18 protein-coding genes are annotated in these 21,260 nt (G+C 69.3%); 15 read left to right on the forward strand and 3 right to left on the reverse strand.

Features of this window, described 5'->3' with window-relative positions; translation table 11 throughout:
* Window positions 1-63 precede the first annotated feature (63 nt).
* Both EOD73_RS01630 and EOD73_RS01635 read left to right on the forward strand, forming a co-directional pair.
* Complete coding sequence (locus EOD73_RS01630; RefSeq protein ID WP_127680244.1) at window positions 64-1,662, forward strand: acyl-CoA ligase (AMP-forming), exosortase A system-associated; 1,599 nt, start codon at window positions 64-66, stop codon at window positions 1,660-1,662.
* The gene (locus EOD73_RS01635; protein WP_127680246.1) at window positions 1,659-2,891 is read left to right on the forward strand and encodes a pyridoxal-dependent decarboxylase, exosortase A system-associated; all 1,233 of its coding nucleotides are present in this window, start codon (window positions 1,659-1,661) and stop codon (window positions 2,889-2,891) included. The genes EOD73_RS01630 and EOD73_RS01635 overlap by 4 nt, the downstream gene beginning before the upstream one ends.
* On the opposite strand, the gene EOD73_RS01640 is transcribed toward EOD73_RS01635, so the two are convergent.
* Window positions 2,872-4,698, reverse strand: a complete 1,827-nt coding sequence (locus EOD73_RS01640; RefSeq protein WP_127680248.1) for a putative bifunctional diguanylate cyclase/phosphodiesterase — start codon at window positions 4,696-4,698, stop codon at window positions 2,872-2,874. The genes EOD73_RS01635 and EOD73_RS01640 overlap by 20 nt on opposite strands.
* The gene (locus EOD73_RS01645) at window positions 4,695-8,630 is read right to left on the reverse strand and encodes an ATP-binding protein (RefSeq protein ID WP_127680250.1); all 3,936 of its coding nucleotides are present in this window, start codon (window positions 8,628-8,630) and stop codon (window positions 4,695-4,697) included. Before EOD73_RS01645 ends, EOD73_RS01640 begins: the two co-directional genes overlap by 4 nt.
* A gap of 128 nt (window positions 8,631-8,758) precedes the next feature.
* Between EOD73_RS01645 and EOD73_RS01650 the strand changes: the two genes are divergently transcribed.
* The 13 genes from EOD73_RS01650 (at window position 8,759) to dut (ending at window position 20,691) form a co-directional block, all read left to right on the forward strand.
* Window positions 8,759-9,730, forward strand: a complete 972-nt coding sequence (locus tag EOD73_RS01650) for a BMP family lipoprotein (protein ID WP_127680252.1) — start codon at window positions 8,759-8,761, stop codon at window positions 9,728-9,730.
* Between the two features lie 13 nt (window positions 9,731-9,743).
* The gene (locus tag EOD73_RS01655; protein ID WP_127680253.1) at window positions 9,744-11,261 is read left to right on the forward strand and encodes an ABC transporter ATP-binding protein; all 1,518 of its coding nucleotides are present in this window, start codon (window positions 9,744-9,746) and stop codon (window positions 11,259-11,261) included.
* A complete protein-coding gene (locus EOD73_RS01660) occupies window positions 11,258-12,361 on the forward strand; it encodes an ABC transporter permease (RefSeq protein WP_127680255.1) in 1,104 nt (367 codons plus the stop codon). The genes EOD73_RS01655 and EOD73_RS01660 overlap by 4 nt, the downstream gene beginning before the upstream one ends.
* Window positions 12,354-13,340: an ABC transporter permease gene (locus EOD73_RS01665; RefSeq protein WP_127680257.1), complete on the forward strand. Its 987-nt coding sequence runs from the start codon at window positions 12,354-12,356 to the stop codon at window positions 13,338-13,340. Before EOD73_RS01660 ends, EOD73_RS01665 begins: the two co-directional genes overlap by 8 nt.
* Before the next feature lie 2 nt (window positions 13,341-13,342).
* Window positions 13,343-13,753, forward strand: a complete 411-nt coding sequence (gene cdd, locus EOD73_RS01670) for a cytidine deaminase (protein ID WP_240660553.1) — start codon at window positions 13,343-13,345, stop codon at window positions 13,751-13,753.
* A gap of 10 nt (window positions 13,754-13,763) precedes the next feature.
* Window positions 13,764-14,621: a purine-nucleoside phosphorylase gene (locus EOD73_RS01675; protein ID WP_240660554.1), complete on the forward strand. Its 858-nt coding sequence runs from the start codon at window positions 13,764-13,766 to the stop codon at window positions 14,619-14,621.
* Window positions 14,618-15,373, forward strand: a complete 756-nt coding sequence (deoC, locus tag EOD73_RS01680) for a deoxyribose-phosphate aldolase (RefSeq protein ID WP_127680259.1) — start codon at window positions 14,618-14,620, stop codon at window positions 15,371-15,373. The genes EOD73_RS01675 and deoC overlap by 4 nt, the downstream gene beginning before the upstream one ends.
* A gap of 3 nt (window positions 15,374-15,376) precedes the next feature.
* Window positions 15,377-16,687 carry a thymidine phosphorylase gene (gene deoA / locus EOD73_RS01685; protein WP_127680261.1) on the forward strand — a complete coding sequence of 437 codons (1,311 nt, stop codon included), beginning with the start codon at window positions 15,377-15,379 and terminating at the stop codon, window positions 16,685-16,687.
* Window positions 16,684-17,430 (forward strand): tRNA (guanosine(46)-N7)-methyltransferase TrmB, encoded by a 747-nt coding sequence (gene trmB / locus EOD73_RS01690; RefSeq protein WP_127680263.1) that lies wholly within the window; start codon window positions 16,684-16,686, stop codon window positions 17,428-17,430. The genes deoA and trmB overlap by 4 nt, the downstream gene beginning before the upstream one ends.
* 25 nt (window positions 17,431-17,455) lie before the next feature.
* Window positions 17,456-18,493 (forward strand): histone deacetylase family protein, encoded by a 1,038-nt coding sequence (locus tag EOD73_RS01695; RefSeq protein WP_127680265.1) that lies wholly within the window; start codon window positions 17,456-17,458, stop codon window positions 18,491-18,493.
* 121 nt (window positions 18,494-18,614) lie between these two features.
* On the forward strand, window positions 18,615-19,010 hold the full coding sequence (locus EOD73_RS01700; protein ID WP_127680267.1) for a hypothetical protein: 396 nt from the start codon (window positions 18,615-18,617) through the stop codon (window positions 19,008-19,010).
* A 20-nt stretch (window positions 19,011-19,030) separates the two neighbouring features.
* The gene (gene coaBC, locus EOD73_RS01705; RefSeq protein WP_127680269.1) at window positions 19,031-20,239 is read left to right on the forward strand and encodes a bifunctional phosphopantothenoylcysteine decarboxylase/phosphopantothenate--cysteine ligase CoaBC; all 1,209 of its coding nucleotides are present in this window, start codon (window positions 19,031-19,033) and stop codon (window positions 20,237-20,239) included.
* Window positions 20,236-20,691, forward strand: a complete 456-nt coding sequence (gene dut, locus EOD73_RS01710; RefSeq protein WP_127680271.1) for a dUTP diphosphatase — start codon at window positions 20,236-20,238, stop codon at window positions 20,689-20,691. Before coaBC ends, dut begins: the two co-directional genes overlap by 4 nt.
* 12 nt (window positions 20,692-20,703) lie before the next feature.
* Here dut and EOD73_RS01715 read toward each other — a convergent pair whose 3' ends face one another.
* The gene (locus tag EOD73_RS01715) at window positions 20,704-21,228 is read right to left on the reverse strand and encodes an FKBP-type peptidyl-prolyl cis-trans isomerase (protein ID WP_127680273.1); all 525 of its coding nucleotides are present in this window, start codon (window positions 21,226-21,228) and stop codon (window positions 20,704-20,706) included.
* Between the last annotated feature and the right edge of the window lie 32 nt (window positions 21,229-21,260).

The following is a 21,260-nucleotide window of genomic DNA, read 5'->3' on the forward strand; positions in this document are numbered from 1 at the left end:
GCTGCGTTACATTGCCCGGCGACCGAAACCATGCTGCCGCGGCGCAGTCAAGGACCCCTACGCATGACCCGCAGCACTTCGCTGTTGCACGAGCTGATCGCGCACAGCGCGACCCGCGCGCCGGCCAGCCCGGCCCTGACCTACCGGGACCAAACCCTGAGCTACCAAGCCTTGCACGACCACGTGCAAGCCCTGGCGGCCGCGTTCACGCGTTTGAACCTCGCGCGTGGCGACCGCGTTGGCATTTACCTCGAAAAGCGCTTCGAAACCGTGGTGGCAAGCTTCGGCGCGCCGGCCGCGGGCGGGGTGTTCGTGCCGATGAACCCCTTGCTCAAGCCCGAGCAGGTTGGCTTCATCGCCCGCGACTGCGCTGTGCGCTTCTTGGTGACCTCGCCCGACCGCTACGCCCAGCTCCTGCCTGTGCTGGCCGAATGCCCCTCGATCGAAGCAGTGGTGCTGACCGAGGCGGCAGCCGAGCAGGCGCCGCAGCGCTGGGCCGTTCTGGATTGGGCGACCCTGCTGGCCACTCCGCCCGCGCCCACCCACCGCGTGATCGACACCGACGTCGTGGCCATCCTGTACACCAGCGGCAGCACGGGCAAGCCCAAAGGCGTGGTGCTCAGCCATCGGAACATGGTGGCCGGCGCCAAGAGCGTGGCCAGTTACCTGGACAACCGTGCCGACGACACCTTGCTGGCGGCCTTGCCACTGAGCTTTGACGCGGGGTTCAGCCAGCTGACCACCGCCTTTCACGTCGGCGCCCGCGTGGTGCTCTTGAACTACCTGTTGCCCAAGGACGTGCTCAAAGCGATGGAGCGCGAGAAGGTGACCGGCTTGACGGCCGTGCCGCCGCTCTACATCCAACTCACGCAGCTGGCTTGGCCGGAGGCCATCAACCAGCACCTGCGCTACTTCGCCAACACCGGCGGGCGCATGCCGCGCGAGACCTTGGACCAGCTCCGCGCGCGCGCGCCGGCGGCCCAGCCTTTCCTCATGTACGGCTTGACCGAGGCTTTCCGCTCGACCTACCTGCCGCCCGAGGAGGTCGACCGGCGTCCCGACAGCATTGGCAAGGCGATTCCCAATGCCGAAATCTTGGTGCTGCGCGAGGATGGCACTGAGTGCGCGCCCGACGAACCGGGCGAGTTGGTGCACCGCGGTGCCTTGGTCGGTTTGGGTTACTGGGGCGACCCGGAGAAGACGGCCGAGCGCTACAAGCTGTTGCCCGCGGGGACGCAGGCCCGGCTGCCGGGCCTGCAACTGCCCGAGTACGCGGTCTTCAGCGGGGACACCGTGCGCCGGGATGCCGAGGGCTTCCTGTACTTCATCGGCCGGCGCGACGAAATGATCAAGACCAGCGGTTACCGCGTCAGCCCCACGGAAGTGGAAGAGGTGCTGTACGCAACGCAGCTGGTGGGCGAGTGCGCGGCCTTCGGTGTCGAGCACCCGCAACTGGGCCAAGCCATCCACGTGATCGTGACCCCGCCACCGGGCCAGGCTGCGGTGGACCATGGCGCGCTGTTGGCAGCCTGCCGCGCGCGCATGCCGGCCTACATGGTGCCGACCACCTTCGACGAGCGCGCAGGGCCTCTGCCGCGCAATCCCAACGGCAAGATCGACCGCAGCAGCCTGGCCAAAGCCTTGCTGACCCCCTCGGCATGACCCCGACCCCTCCCCAACACGTGCCCATGGCGCAGTTCGCGTCGGCCGGCGACGACCTGCTCATCAATGGGCAGCCCTTGACCCGTTTGGCCGCTCGCGTGGGCAGCACGCCGTTTTACGCCATGGACCGCAGCCTGCTGACCCAAAGGGTGCAGATGCTGCGTTCGGTTCTGCCGCAGGGGCTCAAGTTGCACTACGCGATGAAGGCCAACCCGATGCCGGCGGTGGTGCAGCACATGGCGGGCTTGGTCGATGGCATCGACGTGGCCAGCGCCGGCGAGTTGCTCGTGGCGCTGGACGCCGGGGCCGACCCCCACGAAATCAGCTTCGCCGGACCGGGCAAGCGCGACCCCGAGCTGCGTCAGGCCGTGGCCAGCGGGGTGCTGGTCAACGTCGAGTCGGCACGAGAGTTAGCCGTGCTGGAAGCGGCCAGCCAGGCGCTGGGCCTGCCCGCCCGCGTCGCTTTGCGGGTGAACCCCGACTTCGAGCTCAAGGGCTCCGGCATGAAGATGGGCGGCGGGCCCAAGCAGTTCGGCGTGGACGTGGAGCAGGTGCCCGCCGTGCTGGACGAGATGCGCGCCCGCGGCCTGCAGTTCGAGGGCTTCCACCTGTTTGCCGGCTCGCAAAACCTCAAGGCGGAATCGATCTGCGAAGCCCAGTGCAAGAGCTTCGAGCTGGCGCTGCGCTTGGCGGCCCTCAGCCCGCAGGCTATTCGCTTTTTGAACCTGGGCGGCGGCTTCGGGATCCCGTACTTCCCGGGTGAGCAGCCCTTGGACTTGGCGCCGATCGGTGCCAACCTGCATGAGCTGATGCTGCGCGCCCGGCGCGAGCTGCCCGAGGCCGAATTGGTCATCGAGTTGGGCCGCTACCTGGTGGGCGAGGCCGGGGTCTACGTGACCCGCGTGGTGGATCGGAAGGTGTCTCGCGGCCAGGTCTATTTGGTGTGCGACGGGGGCTTGAACCACCACTTGAGCGCCAGCGGCAACTTCGGCCAGGTGATTCGCAAGAACTACCCGGCCACCGTCGGCAACCGGCTGCGGGCCGAGCCCGAGGTGCAGACCGCGGTGGGTCCGCTGTGCACGCCCCTGGACCTGCTGGCCGATCGCATGAGCCTGCCGCGGGCCGACATCGGCGACCTCGTCGTGATCTTCCAGTCGGGCGCCTACGGCGCCAGTGCCAGCCCGGCGCGCTTCCTCGGGCACCCGGCCGTCACGGAAGTGCTGGTGTAGCCGCAGCCGCCATCAGCGCGGCTTCGGTCATTTCTTCGGGCCGGTGGAACACAAAACCCTGGGCGTAGGTCACGCCCAGCTCTCGCAGTTGTTCGGCAAGGGCCTGCCGCTCGACGAACTCCGCCACCACCGGCAAGGCCAAGGCTTGCGCCATTTGCACCATGGACGCGACCATGGCCGCGTTGGCGTGGTCGGTGTCCATGTCGCGCACGAAAGCCCCATCGATCTTCACCGCGTCAAAGGGCAACTGTTTCAGGTAGCCGAAGGAGGCGAAGCCGGTGCCAAAGTCGTCCAGCGCGAAGCGCACCCCGTGCAACTTCAGCGCGTCCATGAAGCCTTTGGCGGCGCTGAGGTTGACGATGGCCTCTGACTCGGTGATCTCGATGCACAGCTTGTCGGGCGGGAACTGGAAGCTCTGCAGCAAGCCCAACACGTGGTCGGCCAAGCCGGGATCGCGCAGCGAGTAGGCGCTGAGGTTGATCGAGACCTGGCCGAGTTGGGCCATGACCGGCACCAAGCCGCTCAGCCGGGACAGCACCTCGCGCAGCATCCAGCGGTCGATCTGGTCGATCAATTGGTAGCGCTCGGCCGGACCGATGAACGAGGCCGGTTGCACCACCCGCTGCGACTCGGGGTCCCACAGGCGCACCAAAGTTTCGAAGCGCAACCCTGGCTGCGCCCGCTCGGTCAGGCCGTGGATGCGCTGGAAGTAGATGCGGAAGTGGTGGTTCTTCAGCGCGTCCATCAGCCGGTAGGCCCAATTGACGGACTCGCGAGCATCGGCCACCTGGGCGGGCACCTGGTGCAGGCGCACCGAGGGGCCCCCGTCACGACGCACCAGGTAGGCCGCCTCGTCGGCCTTCGTCATCAACTGGTCGAAGGAGACGAAGTCCCGGTGCACGGGGATCACGGCCAATCGCGCGTCGATGCGGTAGGCCCGGCCGTCCCACACGAACTCAAACCCCTCGAACACGCCCTTGATGCGCTGGGCCAGGGCCATCACGCTGTCGGGCGTGCGCCGGCAGAGCAGGGCGAAGCGATCGCCCCCCAGGCGCGCGATGAAATCGTCGGGCTGGCACAGGGCCGCCAGCATGTCGGCCACCTGCCGCAGCAGCTCGTCGCCCGCGATGTAGCCACAGGCCTCGTTAACGATGCGAAAGCGCGCCAACTCCAGCAGCACCAGACAGGCCCCGTCCTCGGGGCGCTGGCTGTCGCTGAGCAAGCGCATGGTCTGCTCTTCCAGGGCGTCGCGGTTGTACAACCGGGTGACGAAGTCGTGGGTCGCGAGGTAACTCAGGCGGTCTTGCATGAAACGCCGCTCGTTGACCTCTTCGCGCAGCTGCCGGTTGACCTGGATGAGTTCCTTGGTGCGGTCCTGCACCCGCTGTTCGAGCTGGGCATTCAACGCGGTCAACTCGCGCATCAGCCGCCGGCGCTCCAAGTGGTGGTGGACGCGGGCCCGCACCTCGTCGGCGCGTACGGGCTTGGCGATGTAGTCGGCGCCACCGGCTTCGAAGCCGCGCGCCACGTCCTCGCCCAGGGCGGTGACGAAGATCACCGGGATGTCGGCGGTGCTGGGTTGGGCCTTGAGGCGTCGGCAGGTCTCGAAGCCGTCGATGCCCGGCATCATGACGTCGAGCAAGATCAAGTCGGGCTGTTTGCGCTCGGCCAAGGCCAAGGCCCGTTCGCCGCTGTTGGCCGCCAGGATTTGCAGGCCCGGCAGGCTCAGCACCGAGATCATCAGGTCGATGTTCTCCGGCGTGTCGTCGACGATCAGCAGGCTGGTCGATGCCAGGTTGAGGCTCATGCGGGGTTCTCGGGTAGGGCGGCCTGGGCGCGCTCGAACAGCAGCACCAGCGCGTCGAAATCGTAGCGGGCCAAGGCGCTCTGGGCTTCGGCGTGAACGGGGGTGGGCAGGGTGGCGCCCGCGGCGCCCTGCAAGGCGGCGCGCAGGGCGGCCACATCGCCGTCTTGCGCCCAGCCGATCAACTCGGCCCATGCCGCTCCGCCGCTGGGGACGGTCGCGCTGGGCGCCGACGCGGGGGGGGCCACCTCAGGCGCCGCGGGTGGCACGAGGTGGGCGCCAGCGCGGTCGCGCAGGACCTGCAAGATGCTGACGAACTCGTAGGGCTTGGGGATGTAGTCGCTGAAGCCCATATCGAGGTAGACCTCGCGCTCGTGCTCCATGCTCGACGCGGTGACGGCCACGACCGGCCAGGCGCGGCGCCGTGGGTCGTCGCGAAGGGCCTGCATCAGGCCGACGCCGTCCAGCACGGGCATGCGCAAATCGGTCAAAACGAGGTCCACGTCCTCGTGCGTTGACAGGGCCAGGGCCTCGGCCCCGTTCTCGCCGGCCATCACCTGGCAGCCGATGCGGGACAGCAGCGCGCACAGCACCGCGCGGCTGTCGGGATCGTCTTCGGCCACGAGAACGCGAACGCTGCCGGGAACGGCCAATCGCCATCCCGCCGCCAGCACCGAGGCGTCGGCGGTCGGCGTGGGCATTTCTTCGGTGACCCGTTGCAGGGGCAGTTCGACGTGGGCCTCCGTCCCAGCACCCAGTTCGCTGCTCAAGCTCAGCTCGCCGCCCATGGCCTGCAAGAGGTTGCGCGACAGCACCAAACCCAGTCCGGTGCCCCCTTGGCGAAGTCCTGTGCTTCCCTGTACGAAGGGCGTGAACAGTTGTTGGAGCTCAGCCGGCGCAATGCCCGGCCCCGTGTCCCGGATGCTCAAGGTCAGGTGGGCTTCGTCCCGGAGGCGCGCGGTCAAGGTCACGCTGCCACCCGGAGGCGTGAACTTCAGGGCATTGCCCAGCAGGTTGAGCAGCACCTGGCCAAGCTTGCCGCGGTCGCCCATGATGGGCAGGGTCGGTGGCAGGTCCAGGTTGGTGACGAGGGCCACGTCGGCATGCCGCGCCCGCTCGGCCATGAGCCGCAGGGCCTCGGCCAGCTCCTGTGGGAGGTCAAACCGCTCGTTGCGCAACTGCAGCGCGCCTGCCTCGATCTTCGACAGGTCCAGGACGTCGTTGATCAGCCGCAGCAGGCGCTGCCCCCCGCCCAAGATGCTGGCCACCTGATGGCGGGATGCCTCGCCCAAGTCCGGCTGTTCGCGGAGCAACTGGGCGTAGCCCAACACGGCGTTCAGCGGGGTGCGGATCTCATGGCTCATGTTGGCCAGGAACACCGACTTGGCGCGGTTGGCCGACTCGGCACGGTCCCGGGCGTCGGCCAGCTCCGCTTCGAAGCGCCGGCGTTCGCTGATGTCGGTCATGGTCATGGCGACGGCGCGCTCGTGCCCCTGCTCGTCGCGCAGCATGAAGTAGCTCACCCACACCGGCGGCATCGTGGCGCCGGGCAGGCCGCGAACGGTCATTTCACCGCTCCAGTCGCCCTTCTTCCGCAGGGCCGGCATGACCTCATTGCGCAGGCGCGCCAAGCCGGCCTCGTCGTAGTACTCCCGGGCCAAACGTGGAGTTGCAGGGGGCCAGTTCGTTTCTCCCAACCAGCGCTGCGCGGTGCCGTTCAAGTAGTCCACGGCGCCGTCCAGTTGCCCCAGGGCAAAGCCTTGCGCGGCGCTCTCGGCCAACCAGCGGAAGCGCCGCAGCTCGTCCTCGCGCGCGAGTTGCTCGGTCACGTCCCGCGCGATGCCGATGAGTCCGATGGGGGTGCCATCGTCGTGGCGCACGTTGCTGCGCGTGACCCAGTAGGTTCGCCGGCGCCCCTCTGCATCGGTGTCGTGCTGGGTCCGCGTGACCGGCAGCGGTGAGCGACGGGCTTGATCGTCGGCCTCGCGGTCCAAAGCGGCGTCGTGCTCGTAAAACACCGCATCGGTGATCTGGCCCACGAGACGGTCCGCCGTTTGGTGCAGCGCCCGCTCCAGCGCCGTATTGACCTGCAGGAAGCGGCCGTGGTTGTCTTTCACCCAAAGCGGGTCCGGAATGCTGCGCAGCACGGCGTTCAACACGGCCTCGCGTTGCGCCAATTCCTTGGCTTGCGTGGACAGGGTTTGGATCAACTCCTGGCGCTGCTTCGCGACGCGCTCGAGGTCGGCGTTCGTTGCTTCCAGGGCCTCGGTGCGCACGCTCACCAGGCGCTCCAGTTCGGCGTGGCTCTGTTGCAGCGCGCTGTCCCGTCGGGCGCGGGCCACGAGCATGGCCCCCAACAAGCCGGTGAACACCAGGCCGGTCAGCAAAACCCCCCACTGCATGGGCGATGGCAAGAGGGGGTGCCGGCTGTGGGGCTGCGCCACCAGTTGCCACTGGCGCTGGCCCAGCCGGACGTCGCGTTGCAGGATCCGGCCCTGCTGCCAGGCGCTCAAGCGGGTCCGCACCTCGCCCGTTGGCAGTTCGGTGATGTGGTCGTCTTGCAGGCCCAGGCCCCGGGGTTCACGGTCGTCGCTGACCAGCAGCAGGGGCATGCGCCATTGGTCGTAGGGCTGCAGGGCCGTGGCCAGCAAGGTCTGCACCTGCAGCCCGGCCGATACCACCCCGGTGGCGGGGGGTGTGGCGCCCGTGCGAGCGCCTTGGGCTTGGTACACGGGCTGGTACAGGGCCACCACCAGTGGCTCCCCGCGGCTGAGCGTGAGGTTGTCCAGGATGGCGCTGGTGCTGACCTCCCCCGTGCGAACGGCCAACTCGATGGCCGACAGGCGCAAGGGGTCGCTGCTCTCGTCCAGCCCGATGCGAGCCTCGTGGCCGCTGGTGGGGCTCACGCGCTCGGTCACCCAATACTCCGACTGGGCGGGCGCCGTGGCCAGGCTTCCGTCGGCCTGCAGCGCACTGATCCGGTCCGGCCCCGCTTCGAAGCGCGCCCGGTCGCCGTGGGGGACGCGCCGGATGTAGGACAGGCTGGTGAGCCAATCGTGACGGCGTCGCAGCAGGTCGGCTTCGGCGAGGAACTCCGACTCGGTGACTTCGATGCGGTAATGGAGTGCCGCCAATTGGCGCAGGTCGGCCTCGGCCAGTTCCACTTGGGCTTGCAGGGCGCTGGTCAGTGCCCGCAACTCGGTCTCGGCCCGCTGGACCTCGCCGGCGCGCTCCTGCTGTCCGACCAAATAGACGCTGACCAAGGTCAGGCCCAAGCCCATGGTCAGGGCAGGGAAGGCTTGGTTGAACTCGTACTGCCGCCGCATGCCCCGGTTGAGCAGCATCAACATCAAGGGCGTGAACAAGAGCATGCCGTTGACATCGCCCATCCACCAGGTCAGCCAGGCCGAGGCCACGTCCGGTCGGGCCAACTGCGCACTGGCCAGCAGCACCGGCACGCCCAAGCTGGGGGCGAGCAGGCCGCCGACCAGCACACTGGCGGCGAAGCGAAGCACCAGTTGGGGGCCCGGCATGGCCAGGAGGCGGCTCCAGTTGCCAACCAGGGCGCGCACGATCAGCCACTGGCTGGCCGCGGCGCCCGTCAGCAGGGCGCCGTAGAGCAGGGCGTTGGCCCAGGGCACGCCATTGGCCTGGGAGTTCACCGCGTCGTTGACCCAACTGCCGAGCACCAGGCCGGGCAGCGCGCCGGGGCCCCAGCCGAGCAGGGCGGCCAAGGCAACGCCACTGGGCGGCCACACCGCACTGGTTTCGCCGGGACCCAAAGAGGCCCACAGGCCGAGCCGAGCCACCGCCAAGAACACCAGCGACAGCAGCGCGTTCAACAGCAGCCACTGCACCCAGCCCAGCGGCTGCCAGCGCACGGTGACGGCGGGCAGCGTCGAATTCAGGGGGGCGGGCGGCGAGGTGGCGCTCATGGGCGGCCCATGCTAGCGGTGCCCACCACCCCCCCAAGGGCAGGGAATGGCGGGGTTTTCCCGCCGCCCGCGGATTGGGCCCAGAGGTCCCTAAAATCCGCCCCCTTTTTCGTTTTCAACACGCCGCCATGAAAGCCCTGACTTTTGCCGCGATGACCGCTTTGATCTCCCCGATGGCCCTGGCGGCTCCGGCGGTGATCTTTGACATGGGCGGCAAGTTCGACAAGTCGTTCAACGAGTCGGCGTACCGGGGCGTGGAGAAGTGGAAGGCGGAGACGGGCCAGACTTACCTGGAGTTCGAGATCTCGAACGACACCCAGCGAGTGCAGGCCCTGCGCCGCATGGCCGAGAAGGGCGCCAGCCCCATCATCTCTATCGGCTTCGCCCAGGCCTCGGCCTTGGAGCAAGTGGCCAAGCAGTTCCCCAAGACCCAGTTCGCCATCATCGATGGCGTGGTCAACCTGCCCAACGTGGCCTCCATCACCTTCAAGGAGCACGAGGGCAGCTACTTGGTGGGCGCCCTGGCGGCCATGAAGAGCAAGACGGGGAAGCTCGGCTTCGTGGGGGGCATGGACATCCCGCTGATTCGCAAATTCCAGTGCGGTTACGAGCAAGGCGCCCGCGCCGCCAACCCCAAGGTGGAGGTCATCAGCAACATGACCGGCACCACCTCCAGCGCTTGGAACGACCCCTCGCGCGGCGGTGAGTTGGCCAAGGCGCAGTTCGCCAAGGGCGTGGACGTGGTGTTTGCCGCCGCCGGCGGCACGGGCACCGGCGTCTACCAGGCCGCCAAAGACGCCGGCAAGTTCGCCATCGGCGTGGACAGCAACCAGAACCACCTGCAACCGGGCACCATGCTCACCAGCATGGTCAAGCGCGTGGACGTGGCCGTTTACAACGTGCTGAAGGGCTTCAAACCCGGCCCCCAGGCCCTGGGCTTGAAGGAAGACGGCGTGATGGTGGCCATCGACCAACACAACGACAAGCTGGTCACCCCCGACCTGCGCACCAAGCTGGACGCCATCAAGGCCGACATCGTGGCCGGCAAGCGCCCGGTCGCCGATTTCATGGCCAAGCCGGCCGATTGCGCCAAGAAGTAAGAGCGACCCGGCGGTGACGGCACTCGCCCTGCGGGGCATCCACAAGCGCTTTGGGGCGGTGCACGCCAATGCCGGGGTCGACCTGACGGTCGAGCCGGGCACGGTGCATGGCTTGATCGGCGAGAACGGCGCGGGCAAGTCCACGCTGATGGCCATCCTCTACGGCTACTACCAGGCCGACGAGGGCAGCATCGCGCTGGACGGCCGCGAGGTCCAGATCCGCAACAGCCACGAGGCGATCGCCCTGGGCGTCGGCATGGTGCACCAGCACTTCATGCTGGTGGACACCTTGAGCGCGCTGGACAACGTGCTGCTCGGTGCCGAGCCCGGTTGGCACCTGCCCAGCGGCCAGGAGGCGGTGCGCGAAGGCCTGACGCAGTTGATGGCCGACACCGGCCTGCACGTGCGACTGGACGCCTTGGTGGGCCAACTGCCCGTGGGCGAGTTGCAGCGCCTGGAGATCCTGAAGGCCCTGTACCGCGGCGCCAAGCTGCTGATCCTGGACGAGCCCACCGCGGTCTTGACGCCCCAGGAAACGCAACAACTCTTCGAAGTGCTGCGCACCCTGCGCCAACGTGGCACCACGATCCTGCTGATCACGCACAAGCTCAAAGAGGTGATGGCGCTGTGCGACGCCGTGACCGTCATGCGCGCCGGACGGGTGGTGCACCGCTGCGCCATCGTCGACACCGACGAGGCCGGCCTGGCCGAAGCCATGGTCGGGCGCAAGGTGGCCTTGGGTCGCCAGGCGGGGTCGGCTCCGGCCCAGGACGAGGTCTTGCTGGAGGCCGAGGGCCTGAGCCTCCGCGACGCCCGGGGCGTGAGCGTGCTCAACAGCGTGTCCCTGCGATTGCGCGCCGGCGAGATCGTGGGCGTGGCCGGCGTGTCGGGCAACGGACAGACCGAACTGCTGGAGGTGCTCAGTGGCTTGCTGGCGCCGCAGGCGGGGCGACTGAACCTGAAGGGGGCCAGCTTCGGTCCTGACGCCTGGTTGCACCCGACGCAGGCGCGGGCCGCCGGCTTGGCGCACGTGCCCGAAGACCGGCACGCCTGCGGCCTGGTCATGAGTTTTCCGGCCTGGGAGAGCGCGGCCTTGGGCTACCAGCAACTGCCCAAGTACGCCGGCGGCCGCTGGAGCTTGAGCGGTTCGAAGCTGCGTGCGGCCTGCGCGGCCATGATGGAGCGCTTCGACGTGCGCCCGCGCAACCCCGAGCTGGGCTCGAGCAAGTTCAGCGGCGGCAACCAACAGAAGCTGATCCTGGCGCGCGAAATCGGCGAGGCGCCGACCGTGCTGCTGGTGGGGCAACCCACGCGCGGCGTGGACATCGGTGCGATCGAGTTCATCCACAACCAACTGCGGGCGCTGCGCGATGCGGGCTGTGCGGTGCTGGTGGTGAGCAGCGAGCTGGACGAAATCCTGGCCCTGGCCGACCGCGTGCTGGTGATGAACGGCGGCCGCATCACGGGCGAGCTGGACATCGACGACTGTGACGAACGCAAACTGGGGCTGTTGATGGCCGCGCAACCATGAGCAGTGCCTCCTACTCGCTGCCCCGCTGGGTGGAAATCGGGCTGCTGCCGCTGTGGAACTTGGCGGTGGCACTGGCCGTGGCGGCCCTGGTCGTGCTGGCCATCGGTCACAGCCCGGCCCAGGCCTTTGCCGTGCTCATCAAGGGCGCGCTCGGTTCCGCCTCGGGCCTGGGCTACACGCTGTACTACGCCACCACCTTCACCTTCACCGGCTTGGCCGTGGCGGTGGCCTTCCATGCCGGCCTGTTCAACATCGGCGGGGAAGGGCAGGCCACCTTCGCGGGCTTGGGCCTTAGCCTGGCGGCGCTGTACCTGTTCCCCGGCCTGCCGGCCTGGGCGCTGCTGCCACTGTTGGTGCTGGCCGCTGCGCTGTTTGGCATGGGCTGGGCGGCGGTGCCGGCCTACCTGCAAGCCTGGCGCGGCAGCCACATCGTGATCACCACGATCATGTTCAATTTCTTGGCCGCGAGCTTGAACGCGTACCTGCTGGTCAACCTGCTGCGCCCAGCGGGTTCGATGGCGGTGGAGTCGGCACCGTTTCCTGAGGCTGCGCGCATGCCCGGCCTGCACGAGCTGGCCGCCAAACTGGGCATCGAGCTCATGCCCTCGCCCTTGAACGCCAGCAGCCTGCTGGCCGTGGCCGCCTGCGTGTTCGTGGGTTGGTTTTTGTGGCGCAGCCGCGCCGGCTACGCGCTGCGCGCGGTGGGCAGCGCCCCGCGGGCGGCCGAGTACGCCGGCATCCATCCCAAGCGCCAGGTGCTGATGGCCATGGCGCTGTCGGGGGCCTTGGCAGGCATGGTGGCGGTGAACGAACTCTCGGGCGTTCAGGGCAAGTTGGCCTTGGACTTCGTGGCCGGCGCCGGTTTCACCGGCATCGCCGTCAGCCTCATGGGCCGCAACCACCCGGTCGGCATCGTGCTGGCGAGCTTGCTGTTCGGCGTGCTGTACCAAGGGGGCGTCGAGGTGAGCTTCGAGCTGCAGGGTTTCTCGCGCGAGATGGTGGTCACGGTGCAAGGCTTGATCGTGCTGTTCGCTGGGGCGATGGCCACGGTCAGCGCGCCGCTGTTCGCCAAACTGTTCAAGGGGGCCGCCCGTGGATGACACCCTGGTGATGCTCGGCTCGGTGCTGGCCAGCACCCTGCGTTTGACGGCGCCCTTGCTCTTGGCCGCGCTGGCCGGCCTGTTGGCCGAGCGCAGCGGCGTGGTGGACCTGGGGCTCGAGGGCAAGATGCTGGCGGCCGCCTTCGCCGCGGCCGCGGCGGCCGCGGTCAGCCAGTCGGCGCTGGTTGGCGTCGTGGCCGCCATCGGCGTGGCCGGGGCTTTGGCCCTGGTGCACGGATTCGCCTGCGTCACGCACCGTGGCGACCAGGTCATCTCTGGCATGGCCATCAACATGGTGGCCGCCGGCCTGACCGTGGTGCTGGGCATCGCTTGGTTTGCCACCGGCGGCCAGACGCCGACCCTGCCGCCCGAGGTGCGCATCCAAGCGCTGGCCCCTAGCCTGACCGAGCCTCTGGGCGCGGCCCAGCAGCACGGGGCCTTCCTGGGCGCGCTGCTGGGGCACGGTCTGTTCAGCCACAACGTGCTGGTGTACGCCGCCTTTGCCAGCCTGGCGCTGGTGGCCTACCTCTTGGCCCGCACTCGTTTGGGCCTGCGCCTTCGTGCCGTGGGCGAGAACCCGGCGATGGTCGATGCCGCGGGGGTGTCGGTGGCCTGGCTGCGCTACCGCGCCCTGCTGATGGGCGCGGTGCTGTGTGGCCTGGCCGGGGCCTACCTGTCGCTGGCGCAGAACGCCAACTTCAGCCCGAACATGACGGCGGGCCGCGGCTACATCGCGCTGGCCGCCATGATCTTCGGCCGTTGGCGCCCGCTGCCCACGCTGGCCGCCTGCCTGCTGTTCGGCCTGCTGGACGCGCTGGCCATCCGCCTGCAGGGCGTGGCCTTGCCGGGCGTCGGCGAAGTGCCGGTGCAGGCCATCCAGGCATTGCCCTACCTGCTCACGGTGGTGCTGTTGGCCGGCTTCATCGGCTCGGCGGTGGCGCCCAAGGCGCTGGGCCGGCCCTACGTCAAGGAGCGCTGAGCGTGTTGAGCGCCGAGCTTCAGTCCCAGATGCTGGCCGTGGCCCAAGCGGCGCGGGCCGTGGCCTACGCGCCGTACTCCCGCTATGCCGTGGGGGCGGCGCTGCTCGGTGACGACGGCCGGATCTTCGGCGGCTGCAACGTCGAGAACGCAGCCTTCCCGCAAGGCGTTTGTGCCGAGGCTGGCGCCATCAGCGCGATGGTGCTGGCCGGCGTGCGCAAGGCCCAGGCCGTGCTGGTGCTGGGTGGGGGGCCGCGCATGATCACCCCCTGTGGCGGCTGCCGCCAAAAGCTGCGAGAGTTCTGCGACCCCCACACCTTCCAGGTGCTGGCGGTCAACGACGACGGGCAGCAGCAGCAATGGACGCTGGAGCAGCTGTTCCCCAGCAGCTTCGGCCCCGATCACCTTTCCTGAAAGACTCCCCATGAGCAGTCCTTACCTGCAGGGCGACGCCCTGAACGCCGCCATTGCCGCTTGCGAAAGCACCCTGAAGGCCACTTTCGGTGACGCGCCCCGCGTGGCCGTGGTGCTGGGGTCTGGCTGGGCCGCCGCGTCCGAACGCCTGACCGACGTGCAGCGCATCAGCTACGCCGACCTGCCCGGCTGGCCCCTGCCCAAGGTGGAAGGCCACGTGAACGAGCTCGTGGTGGGCACCACGGCCGGTGGCGCGCGTGTGGCCATGCTGCGCGGCCGCGCCCACACCTACGAAAGCGGCGATTGCACCGGCATGGCCGCGCCCATCCGCAGCCTCAAGGCCTGGGGCGTGAAGTCGGTGGTGCTGACCAACGCCAGCGGCAGCCTGCGCGCCGCCAACCCGCCGGGCAGCCTGGTGCTGATCAGCGACCACCTCAACGCCCCGCAGCGCAGCCCCCTGGTGGGCCTGTCGGGCTCTGACCGCTTCTGCGACATGAGCGCGGCCTACGACCCGGAGCTGCGCGCCGTGGCCAAGGCCTTGGCGGCCGAGAAGGGCCAGCCACTGAACGAAGGCGTGTACTGCTGGGCCCTGGGCCCGCAGTTCGAGACGCCGGCCGAAATCCGCATGTTCGCCGCCTGGGGCGCCGACGCCGTGGGCATGTCCACCGTGCCCGACACCATCCTGGCCCGCCATGCCGGCCTGCGCGTCGCCTGTTTGGCCCTAATTACCAACATGGCCGCCGGCCTGTCGGACGAAGCCCTGACCCATGCCTTGACGCTCAAGGAGGCCAAGGCCAGCGGCGAGAACGCCGCCGACTTCTTGAGCGCCTACCTCGACCGCCTGGCGGTGCTGCCCTCCCTGCAATGAATGCCCTGACGACCACAGCCCGCCAATTGCTGGCGGCCCTCGACCTCACCAGCCTCAACGAGGGCGACACGCCGGCCACGGTGGCGGCCCTGTGCCAGCGCGCGCAGTCGCCCTTCGGCCCCGTCGCCGCCGTCTGCGTGTGGCCGCGCTTCGTGGCCCAGGCCCGGGCCAGCTTGCCGGCCGACATCCGCGTGGCCGCGGTGGCCAACTTCCCGGACGGCGCGCTGGACGTTGCGCGCGCCCTGGACGACATCGCCGCCATCGCGCAGTCCGGCGCGCAAGAGATCGACGTGGTGCTGCCCTACCGGGCGCTCGTGGCCGGGCAGGTGCAGGAGGTCGGTGAGTTCCTGGCCGAGGTGCGCCACGCCAGCCAGCCGCTGACCTTGAAGGTCATCATCGAGAGCGGCGAACTCGGCAGCGAAGCCCTGATTCGCCGGGCGACCCAACTCTCGCTCAACGCCGGCGCCGATTTCGTCAAGACCAGCACGGGCAAGACGCCGGTCAGCGCCACGCCCGAAGCCGCCCGCGCCATGCTGGACGAGATCGCGATCAGCGGCCTGGGCAACGCCGGCTTCAAAGCCAGCGGCGGCATCCGCACCGTGGCCCAGGGCCAGGTCTACATCGACCTGCTGACCGAGCGCCTGGGCGCCGACGCCCTGCCGCGCTTGCGCATCGGCGCCAGCAGCCTGCTGGACGACATCGAGGCCGTGCTCGGCGGCACCGCCCGCGCCACCCCTGCACAAGGCTACTGACCCATGCTGGCCCAAGAAATCATCCGCACCAAGCGGCAAGGCGGTGCGCTGAGCGTGCCGCAAATCGAGGCCTTCGTGCGCGGTTTGACCGACGGCGGTTGGAGCGAAGGCCAAGTGGCCGCGCTCGGCATGGCCATCTTCCTGAAAGGCATGGGCCGCGACGAGGCCGTGGCCCTGACCCGCGCCATGCGCGACAGCGGCCGCGTGATGCACTGGCCCGACATGCCCGGCCCGGTGGTGGACAAGCACAGCACCGGCGGCGTGGGCGACAAGATCAGCCTGATGCTCGGACCTTTGGTGGCCGCCTGCGGGGGCTACGTGCCCATGATCGCCGGCCGCGGCCTGGGCCACACCGGCGGCACGGTCGACAAGCTGGAAAGCATCGCCGGCTACCAAACGCGGCCGGACGCGGCGCGCTTCGACGCCACCGTGCGCCGCCTGGGCTGCGCCATCATTGGCCAGACGGCCGACCTGGCGCCGGCCGACAAGCGCTTTTACGCGACGCGCGACGTGACCGCCACGGTCGAATCCGTGCCCCTCATCACCGCCAGCATCCTGAGCAAAAAACTGGCCGCGGGGCTGCAGGCCTTGGTCATGGACGTGAAGGTGGGCAACGGCGCCTTTGCCGACACGCCGGCCATGGCGCGCGAACTGGCCGACAGCATCGTGGCCGTGGGCAACGGCGCCGGCATGAGAACCCGCGCCTTGATCACCGACATGAACCAGGTGCTGGGCCACACCGCCGGCAATGCGCTGGAGGTCTTGGAAGCGATCGATTACCTGAAAGGCGTGAACGTGGAGCCGCGCCAGCACGCCATCACCCTGGCCCTGTGCAGCCAGATGCTGGTGCTGGGTGGCCTGGCGGCCGACGAGGGCGAGGCGCAGGCCAAGCTCCAAGCCGCGCTGGACAGCGGTGCGGCGGCCGAGAAGTTCGCGCGCATGGTGGCCGCCCTGGGCGGGCCGGCCGACCTGCTGGAGCGACCCGGCCAGCACCTGGCCCTGGGCCCGGTGCAAAAGCCGGTGCCCGCACTGCGGGCTGGCGTGCTGGCGGGCCAAGACACCCGGGCCATCGGCATCGCCGTCATCGAACTCGGTGGCGGCCGGCGCGTGGCCAGCGACCCCGTCGACCCCCGGGTGGGATTTGCCGCCGTTCGTCCGCTGGGCTCAACGGTCCAGGCGGGCGAGGCCCTGGCCGTGGTGCACGCGGCCGACGAGGCCGCCGCCGACCGCGCCATCGCCGCCTACCAAGCGGCCTGCCAGATCGCCGAGCAGGCCCCGGTGGCCACGCCCTTGATCGCCGAGGTGCTCGGATGAGCGACCCGAAGCACGACGTCGCAAGCCCCGTCAAAGCCGCCAACGCGGCCGAGGAGGCCGGGCAGGGCGGCGCGCCGCACCGGCGCATCAAGAGCTTCGTCACCCGCGCCGGCCGCATGGGCACGGGTCAAATCCGCGCCCTGCAGGAGCTGGCGCCGCGCTACCGCATCGCCCACCAACCCAGCCTGGTCGACTGGGACGCCGTCTTCGGCCGGCAGGCCCCGCGCGTGCTGGAGATCGGCTTCGGCATGGGCGACGCCACGGCCAAGATCGCGGCCCTGAAGCCCGAGCTCGACTTCATCGGTTGCGAGGTGCACGAAGCGGGCGTGGGCGCGCTGCTGCAGCGCATCGACGAGGCCCAACTGCCCAACCTGCGCATCGTGCAGCACGACGCCGTGGAGGTGCTGGCCGACATGATCTCCAAGGGCAGCTTGCACGGCGTGCACCTGTTCTTCCCCGACCCTTGGCACAAGAAGCGCCACCACAAGCGCCGCCTGGTGCAGCCGCCCTTCATCGCCGACCTGGTGCCGTACCTCGCGCCCGGTGGCTACTTCCATGCGGCCACCGACTGGGAGCCCTACGCGCAGCAAATGCTGGAGGTGTTGAGTGCTGAACCGCGCTTGCAGAACACCGCCGACGGTTTTGCCCCCAAGCCCGACTACCGCCCCCTGACCAAGTTCGAGGCCCGCGGCCTGCGCTTGGGCCACGGTGTGTGGGATTTGCTCTTCCGACGCCGCGACTGAGGCCCAGGCGGGCGAAGATGCCGCCATGCGCACCGTCTTCACCCCCTTGCACGCCCTGCACGCCCCGGCCACGGAGTTCTTCCGCGGCGAGCGGGTGCCCTGTTTTGAGAAGGTCGACCGGGCCCGCTACGTTCACGAGGCCTTGGTGGCCCGCGGCCACCGCGTCGACGCGCCCGAGGTGGACAGCCGCCCTGTGTTGCCCCAGGTGCACGGAGAGCGCTACCTGGCCTTCCTGGAAAGCGCGTGGGCCCGCTGGCTGGCCTTGGACCCGGCCAACGCCGAGCGGCAGCCCTTTCCCTCCACCTGGCCGATTCGCACGCTGCGGGCTGACCGAGAGCCGTCCGAGTTCAGCGCGCAACTGGGCGTCTACAGCATGGACAACGGCACGCCCATTTGCGCCGGCACCTGGGACGCCGCCAAGGCCGGCGCCGACGCGGCCGCCACCGCGGCGCGCTGGGTGAGCCAGGGCGAACGCGCCGCTTTCGTGGCCACGCGTCCACCGGGGCACCACGCGGGCCCCGATTTCATGGGCGGCTACTGTTTTCTGAACAACGCCGCCGTGGCCGCCCAGGCGCTGCGCAATGCCGGCGCGGCGCGCGTGGCCGTGTTGGACGTGGACTACCACCACGGCAATGGCACGCAGGCGATCTTCTACGAGCGCGCCGACGTGCAGTTCGTCAGCCTGCACGGCGACCCGCGCACCGAATTCCCTTTCTTTCTCGGGCATGCCGACGAGGTGGGCGCTGGGGCGGGGCAGGGCTTCAACCTGAACCTGCCCCTGCCGGCGGGCGCGCTGGCCGACGCCTGGTTTGACGCGCTGGCCGCGGGCATGGCGCGCATCCGCGCGTTCGGTGCCGAAGCCCTGGTCGTGTCTTTGGGCTTGGACACCTTCGAGCACGACCCCATCTCCAAATTCAAGCTGAGCAGCGATGACTTTCTGCGCCTGGGCGAGCGCGTGGCGAGCCTGGACCTGCCGACCGTCTTCGTGCTGGAGGGCGGCTACGCGGTGGAGGCCTTGGGCCAGAACGCGGTGAACGTGTTGGACGGCTTCGAATCGGCCTGAGCCCGCCGTGCCGCCGCCGGGTGGGCGATTCGCTTGCCGAATGGCGGGGCTTCGCCACCGGCGCTGCGCAGGCCGCCTCGCTCGGGCAGCATGCGCCCCAACGCGACGACGGGAGATCGACATGCTGTGGCACGGCTTGGCTTGGACTGGGGTGCTGGTCCTGTGGGGGCTGTGGTCGACCTTTTGCTGGCTGGCGCGGTGGGTCGTGGGCTGGGAAGGGTGGCAGCGCGGCGGCGATTGGGCGGCCCACGTGCCCGAGATCCCCATGCCCGAGTGGCTGTCGGCCTGGCTGGGCTTGGGGTGGGTGCAGGCGCTGCGCGAGGCCTTGCTGGAGTGGGGCCCTGCCTTGCAAGCGTGGGTGCAGTCCTGGCCCGATCTGTCGGGCTGGGCGAGCTTGCTGATTTGGGGCCTTTGGGGGCTGGGCAGCGTGCTCTTGTTCATCGCCGGTCTGGCCCTCAGCGGCCTCATCGCCCTGGTGCGTCGCAGCCGCGGCCGAACGGTGTCGACCGGTGGGTGAGGGCGGCTAGAGTCCTCCCCATGAGCTCTTCCCTGAAAGGCCGCCACCTCCTGGTGGCCCTGTCCGGCGGCATCGCCGGCTACAAGATCGCCGAACTGGTTCGCTTGGTCACCAAGGCCGGGGCTACCGTGCAGGTCATGATGTCGGAGGCCGCCTGCCAGTTCATCACGCCGGTGACGATGCAAGCGTTGTCCGGCCGGCCCGTGCTGCTCAGCCAGTGGGACGCCAGCGCGCCCAACAACATGCACCACATCAACGCCGGGCGCGAGGCCGACGCGATGCTGGTGGCACCGGCCAGTGCTGACATGATCGCCAAGCTGGCGCAGGGCCGGGCCGACGAACTCGTCAGCCTGACGGCCCTGGCGCGGCCCATCGACCGCTGCCCGCTGATCGTCGCGCCGGCCATGAACCGCGAGATGTGGGCCCACCCGGCGACGCAGCGCAACGTGGCGCAGCTGCGGGCCGATGGCGCGCAAGTTTGGGGGCCCGCGGCGGGCGACCAAGCCTGTGGCGAGGTGGGCGATGGGCGCATGCTCGAGCCGGCCGAGTTGTTCGAGCGCTTGGAGGCCTGCTTCACCCCCCAACGCCTCGCCGGGGTGCGGGTGCTGGTCACGGCCGGCCCCACCTTCGAACCCATCGACCCGGTGCGCGGGATCACGAACCGCAGCAGCGGCAAGATGGGCTTCGCCATTGCCCAAGCGGCGCAGCGCGCCGGCGCCGAGGTGACCTTGGTGGCCGGGCCCGTGGCCCTGCCCACGCCCTGGGGCGTGCACCGCATCGACGTGCAGTCGGCCCAGGACATGCTGGAGGCTGTGCTGCCGCTGGCCCCGGCGAACGCGGTGTTCATCGCGACGGCCGCGGTGGCCGATTGGCGACCCGCCACCTGCGCCGAGCAGAAGATCAAAAAGGACGGAAGCGGGGCGACGCCGACGCTGGCGTTCACCGAGAACCCCGACATCTTGGCCACCGTGGCGGCCCTGCCTCAGGCTCCCTATTGCGTGGGCTTCGCGGCCGAAAGCGAAAAGCTGGCCGACCATGCGCAGGCCAAGCGCCTGCGCAAGGGCATCCCCCTCATCGTGGGCAACCTCGGCCCCGCCACCTTCGGTCAGGACGACAACGCCTTGCTGCTGATCGATGAGCAGGGGCAGCGTGAACTGCCCCGGGCCCCGAAAACCGAATTGGCCCAACAACTGATTGACGACATCGCCTTGCGACTGAAGCGCCCATGAGCACCGCCACCATCGACCTGCGGGTCCTCGATCCGCGCCTTGCCGATCAATTGCCGGCTTACGCCACGCCGGGCAGCGCCGGCCTCGACCTGCGGGCCGCCCTGGAGGCGCCTTTGGAACTGGCGCCGGGCCAGACCGTCCTGGTGCCCACGGGCATCAGCATCCACATCGCCGACCCGGGCTTGGCCGGCATGATCCTGCCGCGCTCGGGCTTGGGCCACAAGCACGGCATCGTGCTGGGGAACTTGGTGGGCTTGATCGACGCCGACTACCAAGGGCCCTTGATGGTGTCCTGCTGGAACCGCGGCAGCGCCGCGTTCACCATCCAGCCTTTGGACCGCCTGGCCCAGCTCGTCATCGTGCCGGTGGTGCAGGCCCAGTTCCGCGTGGTGGCCGAGTTCGGCGCCAGCGAGCGCGGCGAGGGCGGGTTCGGATCGACCGGACGGGGCTGAGCCCAGGGACGTTCAGTGCAGGGGCGCCTCGGGCGGGGCGCCTTCGAGCACCTGCAGCAAGGGCCCACCCACGCTGCGCTGGGCCAGTTCGTCGGCCGTGGCGGCACGCACGGCGCGCAATTGCACGTACATGCGCAAGCCAATGCCCGCCAAGGGGTGGTTGCCGTCGAGCACCACGTGGTCGGGGTAGACCTCGGTCACGGTGTAGATCGCTTCGGCGGGCATGTCCGGCGTTTGCGCGTTGGGGGGCAAGCCTTCGAATCGCATGCCGGGCTCGACGTTGTCCGGGAAGAGGCCCTTGGGCTCGAAGCACACCAAGCCCGAGTCGTACTCACCGAAGGCGTCGGCCGGCTCCAAGGCCACGGCCACTTCGGCCCCCACCGGCTGGTTCAGCAAGGCCGCTTCCACTTTGGGCAGGAGGTCGTCGCCGCCGAGAAAGAACTCGGTGGCTTCGTCGAGGGTGTCGATCAATTCGCTTTGCGCGTCTTCAAGTCGCCAGGTCAAGCTGACGACGCAGGGGGAGCTCACTTCGTGCATGTCGGGGATGTTCGCACAGCACAATCGACGCC

Origin of the sequence: Inhella crocodyli (assembly GCF_004004565.1) — a bacterium.
Taxonomy (GTDB): domain Bacteria; phylum Pseudomonadota; class Gammaproteobacteria; order Burkholderiales; family Burkholderiaceae_C; genus Inhella; species Inhella crocodyli.

Coding starts and splice junctions, on each gene's coding strand:
- trmB (WP_127680263.1), top strand. CDS start 16,684: ATGAGCGACCCGAAGCACGACGTCGCAAGCCCCGTCAAAGCCGCCAAC.
- deoA (WP_127680261.1), top strand. CDS start 15,377: ATGCTGGCCCAAGAAATCATCCGCACCAAGCGGCAAGGCGGTGCGCTG.
- EOD73_RS01675 (WP_240660554.1), top strand. CDS start 13,764: ATGAGCAGTCCTTACCTGCAGGGCGACGCCCTGAACGCCGCCATTGCC.
- EOD73_RS01695 (WP_127680265.1), top strand. CDS start 17,456: ATGCGCACCGTCTTCACCCCCTTGCACGCCCTGCACGCCCCGGCCACG.
- EOD73_RS01630 (WP_127680244.1), top strand. CDS start 64: ATGACCCGCAGCACTTCGCTGTTGCACGAGCTGATCGCGCACAGCGCG.
- dut (WP_127680271.1), top strand. CDS start 20,236: ATGAGCACCGCCACCATCGACCTGCGGGTCCTCGATCCGCGCCTTGCC.
- EOD73_RS01650 (WP_127680252.1), top strand. CDS start 8,759: ATGAAAGCCCTGACTTTTGCCGCGATGACCGCTTTGATCTCCCCGATG.
- EOD73_RS01715 (WP_127680273.1), bottom strand. CDS start 21,228: ATGCACGAAGTGAGCTCCCCCTGCGTCGTCAGCTTGACCTGGCGACTT.
- EOD73_RS01645 (WP_127680250.1), bottom strand. CDS start 8,630: ATGAGCGCCACCTCGCCGCCCGCCCCCCTGAATTCGACGCTGCCCGCC.
- EOD73_RS01700 (WP_127680267.1), top strand. CDS start 18,615: ATGCTGTGGCACGGCTTGGCTTGGACTGGGGTGCTGGTCCTGTGGGGG.
- coaBC (WP_127680269.1), top strand. CDS start 19,031: ATGAGCTCTTCCCTGAAAGGCCGCCACCTCCTGGTGGCCCTGTCCGGC.
- EOD73_RS01635 (WP_127680246.1), top strand. CDS start 1,659: ATGACCCCGACCCCTCCCCAACACGTGCCCATGGCGCAGTTCGCGTCG.
- EOD73_RS01660 (WP_127680255.1), top strand. CDS start 11,258: ATGAGCAGTGCCTCCTACTCGCTGCCCCGCTGGGTGGAAATCGGGCTG.
- EOD73_RS01640 (WP_127680248.1), bottom strand. CDS start 4,698: ATGAGCCTCAACCTGGCATCGACCAGCCTGCTGATCGTCGACGACACG.
- deoC (WP_127680259.1), top strand. CDS start 14,618: ATGAATGCCCTGACGACCACAGCCCGCCAATTGCTGGCGGCCCTCGAC.